This window comes from uncultured Planktosalinus sp., assembly GCF_963973675.1.
Classification (GTDB): domain Bacteria; phylum Bacteroidota; class Bacteroidia; order Flavobacteriales; family Flavobacteriaceae; genus Planktosalinus.
On record NZ_CAXBAN010000177.1, the window covers coordinates 1 to 5,408 of the forward strand.

General features: G+C 35.5%; 7 protein-coding genes and 1 pseudogene. 4 read left to right on the plus strand and 4 right to left on the minus strand.

The genetic code is table 11. The features are described 5' to 3' along the window. Positions 1 to 539: pseudogene (locus AACY61_RS08110) on the minus strand (peptidase S41); the annotation flags it as partial. Positions 540 to 675: 136 nt separating this feature from the next. Between AACY61_RS08110 and AACY61_RS08115 the strand changes: the two are divergent. Genes AACY61_RS08115 through AACY61_RS08130 form a run of 4 tightly spaced genes read left to right on the plus strand, consistent with a single transcriptional unit; the run spans position 676 to position 2,739 of the window. Next, a complete protein-coding gene (locus tag AACY61_RS08115; RefSeq protein WP_339611074.1) occupies positions 676 to 1,191 on the plus strand; it encodes an RNA polymerase sigma factor in 516 nt (171 codons plus the stop codon). Beyond that, entirely contained in the window at positions 1,172 to 1,624 is a 453-nt protein-coding gene (locus AACY61_RS08120; RefSeq protein ID WP_339611069.1) for a hypothetical protein, read from the plus strand. Before AACY61_RS08115 ends, AACY61_RS08120 begins: the two co-directional genes overlap by 20 nt. Before the next feature lie 26 nt (positions 1,625 to 1,650). Then, on the plus strand, positions 1,651 to 2,193 hold the full coding sequence (locus tag AACY61_RS08125) for a DUF4252 domain-containing protein (RefSeq protein ID WP_339611070.1): 543 nt from the start codon (positions 1,651 to 1,653) through the stop codon (positions 2,191 to 2,193). A gap of 6 nt (positions 2,194 to 2,199) precedes the next feature. Further along, the gene (locus tag AACY61_RS08130) at positions 2,200 to 2,739 is read left to right on the plus strand and encodes a DUF4252 domain-containing protein (protein WP_339611071.1); all 540 of its coding nucleotides are present in this window, start codon (positions 2,200 to 2,202) and stop codon (positions 2,737 to 2,739) included. Between the two features lie 91 nt (positions 2,740 to 2,830). On the opposite strand, the gene rplT is transcribed toward AACY61_RS08130, so the two are convergent. From rplT to thrS, 3 genes are all read right to left on the minus strand, one after another. Next, positions 2,831 to 3,175: a 50S ribosomal protein L20 gene (rplT, locus tag AACY61_RS08135; RefSeq protein WP_339611072.1), complete on the minus strand. Its 345-nt coding sequence runs from the start codon at positions 3,173 to 3,175 to the stop codon at positions 2,831 to 2,833. Positions 3,176 to 3,471: 296 nt separating this feature from the next. Next, positions 3,472 to 3,987, minus strand: a complete 516-nt coding sequence (gene infC / locus AACY61_RS08140) for a translation initiation factor IF-3 (RefSeq protein ID WP_339611075.1) — start codon at positions 3,985 to 3,987, stop codon at positions 3,472 to 3,474. 57 nt (positions 3,988 to 4,044) lie between these two features. Then, positions 4,045 to 5,408: threonine--tRNA ligase (gene thrS, locus AACY61_RS08145; protein WP_339611073.1), on the minus strand; the 1,364-nt coding region annotated here is incomplete at its 5' end.

Consider the following 5,408-nt stretch of genomic DNA (forward strand, 5'->3'; position numbering starts at 1 on the left):
GCTAGTCCGATTTCATAGTTTGTTAGCTCTCTCAATAATTGAAAGTTACCATTCGTGAGTTGAGTTCCGTTCACTGTGCTGAAAACCATTCCACGTTGAAGACCTTTTTGGGCTGCATCGCTGTTAGGAATCACATACCGAATATACCCAAATACATTTGTTTCACTTCCCGGATAAAAAATAAGACCGTATTCCATCCCGTTGCTTAAAAGAATTCCGGCCAATGAAGCTTCAAGCTCTCTGTAATCTTCAACAATAAAACTAAATCGATCCTGAGGAGCTGTAATTGCATTGAAAAGATCTTCAGGACTTGAATAGGACTCTAAAAACTCATTTAATTCTGCTTGGCTTTCAAAACGATTGTTTGCCAAATCAGGAACATCGGGTTTATAGAGGTACCAAATATTCATAGCTTTATAAACAAAATCCTGGATTTCCTGTGTTGTGGCATTTCCAATGGTATCATCAAAATCTTCAAAACACGAGTGAAAACTCATGGAAGAAATTAGTAAGGTAAAAATCAAAACACACTTTTTCATAAGGTAAACTTTGGAGTACAAGTTGTTATCAAACTTTAAAAATAGTGACATTATTGCAATTTGCAATTATTTTGTAACAAAATTAGACGTTATTCGTCATCATTATGAACACGACACTAAAAACCACCAGCCAAGCATGCAAAAGCACGAGTTTTTAAATATTGTGATGCCCATCAAAGATAAGCTTTACAGAATGGCTAAACGTATTTTGATTTCACATGATGAAGCTGAAGATGCTGTACAGGAAGTGTTTTTAAAGTTGTGGAATGGCAAAGAAAAGATAAAGAATTATTCAAAACCCGAAGCCTTTGCAATGACAATGACCAAAAATTATTGTTTAGACAGATTGAAATCAAAACAAGTAACAAATCTGACCATTGTGCATCATAATTATAAAAGCAATGATTCACGTACTGAAGACCAGGTGGAAGCAAATGACGGCGTTGGTTTGGTTTTTGAAATCATGAAGCAGTTGCCGGAACAACAACGTATAATTTTACAATTACGGGATGTCGAGGAGTATGAATACAGTGAAATTGCTGAAATTATGGAAATGAATGAAACAGCCATACGGGTAAACCTGTCCAGGGCACGTAAAATGGTAAGAGAAGAATTAATTAAAAAGTACAATTATGGACTTACAAAAAATTGAACAATTACTTGAGGCTTATTTTGAAGGACAAAGTAGTCTTGAAGATGAAAAGAGGTTAAAAGCCTATTTTTCAAATTCTGAGGTAGCCCCTCATTTGGAACCTTACCGCGAATTGTTTGTGTCATTTGTTCAAGCAAAAGCAGAAAAGTCTGATGCCAAACTAAAATCACTACAAGCTGAAAAGCAGGGAGTACATAAAATACTAAAACAATGGTATTCTATTGCCGCCTTACTTGTAGTTGCTTTGGGAGTCACCTTTTTTATACAAACCAATTCCAATTCTATTTCAAAAGCAGAACAAAGAGAAGCCGAAATAGCTTTTGAAAAGACAAAAGAAGCACTTAACTTTTTCTCTTATCAGTTTAATGAAAGTGCTCAAAAACTTTCAGTTTTGAACGAGTTCGGGCATTCAGCTAATAAAATCTTTAAATAATCTATAACACTTAAAATCCAAAAACAATGAAAAAAATAATTGCAATACTGGCAGTCACATTAATTTCCCAAACTATATTCAGTCAAGGGATATTTGACAAATTTGAAAACCAAAATGATGTATCATCACTTGTGGTGACAAAAAGCATGTTTAAATTGATGAGTAAAATTGATTTGAGCAGCGATGACCCTGAAGCTCAAAGCTATTTGAAAATGGTTGAAAACCTTGAAGATATTAAAATATTTACAACGGGTAATAGCGATAAGGCTTCAGATATGAAACGAACGGTCGAAAACTATTTGAAATCGACCACTTCACTCTCTGAATTGATGCGCGTAAATGATGATGGACAAAACATTCGTTTTTATGTTAAGGAAGGAAAAAATGACAACTATGTTAGTGAGCTGTTTATGTTTATGGAAGACTCTACAAGTTCAGACAGTAAGGCTGTTATCATGAGTATAACCGGAAATATTGATTTGCGACAAATTTCGCAGTTGACTGCAGATCTTAAGGTTCCCGGAAGCGAGCAGTTAAAAGATATTGACAAGAAAAAAACCAATAAATAAGCCCCTATGAAAACATTTGTAATTACCCTATCAGTTTTTGTAGCTGCTATTGTTGTGAGTTCCTGTTCCAATAATGCAAGTTTACAAAAGTATTATGTAGAAAAACAAAATGACAACGCGTTTATAAGCCTTGATTTGCCTTCCAGTTTAATTTTAACCGAAGACAATACACTAAGCGAAGAACAGTTAAAAACTGTGAAAAGTATAAAAAAAGTAAATATGCTGGCTTTAGAAGTAAATGAATTAAATAAAGCGGCATATGAATCTGAAAAAGAACGTGTGCAAGCAATTTTAAACAATGAAGCTTATGAAACATTGATGAAGTATGGATCAAATAAACAAGGAGCAACCTTGAAGTTTACCGGGGAAGATGATGCCATTGATGAACTTATTATATTTGCTTCAGATGAAGAAAGAGGGTTTGCTTTGTTTAGAGTAATCGGAGATGATATGAACCCATCCAGTATTATGAAATTGATGGACAGTGTCAATACCAATAACTTTGATTTTTCATTTATGAAAGAATTTGGCAGTGCACTGAATTAAATTTAAAAAAGAGTATAAAAACAAAAAGTCCTTCCAAACCGGAAGGACTTTTTTGTGCGAAATAAAAAGTTATTGAATTAGGCTAAAGCCCTTATTTTACTTTGTTTACGATTGCAGCAAAAGCCTCAGGGTGGTTCATTGCTAAATCAGCCAGAACCTTGCGGTTCAATTCGATGTTGTTAGCTTTTACTTTACCCATAAACTGTGAATAAGACATTCCGTGCTGTCTTGCACCTGCATTGATACGGGTGATCCACAATGAACGGAAGTTTCTCTTTTTTGCTCTGCGGTCTCTGTAAGCGTATACCAATGCTTTTTCAACTGCATTTTTTGCAACTGTCCAAACATTTTTACGTCTTCCAAAGTATCCTTTGGCTTGCTTCATCACCTTTTTTCTTCTGGCTCTTGAAGCGACTGAATTTACTGATCTTGGCATAATTAAATTTGTTTTTTGTAGCAGGCGGGTGAATATCACCACTTAAATTACTTACTCAGACTTTGTGTCTTTTTTGTAGCCCATCTCCAGGGTTATTAAATTGATTTAACCGGTAAAGGTTTTTACTTCAATCGTACCTGTAAGCTTAAAACGCTTTTTGGCACTGGAATTTGTTTTCATTTTAGGCATCTTTCCTAGTTTTTGTTTATTTACTTCGCACTTTCTTTTATTAATAGAATTTGCTTCTATTAACTATATTTTCATATCAATTTGTTTTACCTACTTGGAAAACAGTATTATTTTGTTTTCTTGGGAGCGAGAAACATAATCATTCTCTTGCCTTCCAATTTTGGAAGTTGTTCTACTTTTGCCACTTCTTCCAAATCCTGAGCAAGACGCAATAAAAGAATTTCACCTTGATCTTTAAAAACGATAGAGCGGCCTTTAAAAAACACAAAGGCTTTTACTTTTGCTCCATCTTTAAGGAACTTTTCGGCGTTCTTTTTCTTAAATTCATAATCGTGATCATCTGTTTGAGGTCCAAATCGAAGTTCTTTGATTACAACTTTTGAAGCTTTCGCTTTTAGTGCCTTTTCCCTTTTCTTTTGTTCATAGATGTATTTTGAATATTCCATGATTTTACAAACGGGAGGGTTTGCATTGGGCGAAATTTCTACAAGGTCAAGGCCTTGTTCTTCCGCCATTGCTAATGCTTTTTTAGTGGGGTACACCCCAACTTCAACATTATCACCTACAAGGCGCACTTCTTCAGCTCGAATTTTTCGATTAATGTTATGCTGGTCTTCTTTGATTACTCGACCAACACCTCTACTTCTTTTTCTTCTTATTGCTATGGCTAAAAATTTTAGTTAAACGTTAAACTCTATTTTATTTTTATTAATGTCTTTTTCTATTAGTTTTATAAACTCTGCGATGCTCATTGATCCTAGATCTCCTTCGCCATGTTTTCTTACAGATACTGTTTCGTTCTCTTCTTCCTGCTCACCTACAATCAGCATGTATGGGACTTTCCCGGTTTCTGCGTCCCTAATTTTTTTGCCAATTGTCTCACTCCTGTTATCTGCGAGGGCGCGAATTTCGTTATTTTCTAGCAAATTTAAAACTTTTTTACTGTATTTCTCAAATTTCTCACTCAGAGAGAGGATACTAACTTGCTCGGGCATGAGCCAAAGTGGGAAGTTTCCACCTGTATGCTCAAGCAAAATAGCGATGAATCGTTCCATGCTTCCAAAAGGAGCGCGATGAATCATCACAGGTCGGTGCAATTCATTATCACTACCTTTATATGTGAGGTCAAAACGTTCCGGCAAGGTATAATCTACTTGTATTGTTCCAAGCTGCCAACTTCTTCCAAGAGCGTCTTTTACCATAAAGTCTAATTTTGGGCCATAAAAAGCAGCTTCACCTTCTTCCAAAACAAAATCCAAATCTTTATCCTTTACCGCACTTATAATAGCTTGTTCAGCTTGTTCCCAAAGTTCGGTACTTCCAATGTATTTTTCTGGTTTGTTGGGGTCTCTTAAAGACACCTGTGTGGTAAAGTTTTCAAAACCTAAAGAATTAAAAACATACAATACCAGGTCAATTACTTTCTTGAATTCTTCATCCAATTGGTCTGGCGTGCAAAAAATATGTGCGTCATCTTGTGTAAATCCTCTAACTCTTGTCAGTCCATGAAGCTCTCCGCTTTGTTCGTAACGGTATACTGTGCCAAACTCGGCAAAGCGTTTAGGTAGGTCTTTATAAGACCATGGTTTAGAATTATATATTTCACAATGATGTGGACAGTTCATGGGTTTTAATAAAAACTCTTCTCCTTCATGTGGAGTGTGAATGGGTTGAAAACTGTCTTCGCCATATTTAGCATAATGTCCTGAAGTGACATACAATTCTTTTTGACCTATATGAGGTGTCACTACCATTTCATAGCCGGCTTTCTTTTGGGCAGCTTTTAAGAAATTTTCAAGTCTTTCACGCAAAGCAGCTCCTTTGGGTAGCCAAAGTGGAAGTCCTTGTCCAACTTTTTGAGAAAACGTAAAGAGCTCAAGTTCTTTTCCTAATTTTCTATGATCTCTTTTTTTGGCTTCTTCAAGTAAGTGGAGGTATTCTGTAAGTTCTTTTTGTTTTGGAAATGAAATTCCATAGATACGGGTAAGCTGTTTGTTGTTTTCATCTCCTCTCCAGTATGCACCGGCAACATTCAACAATTTAA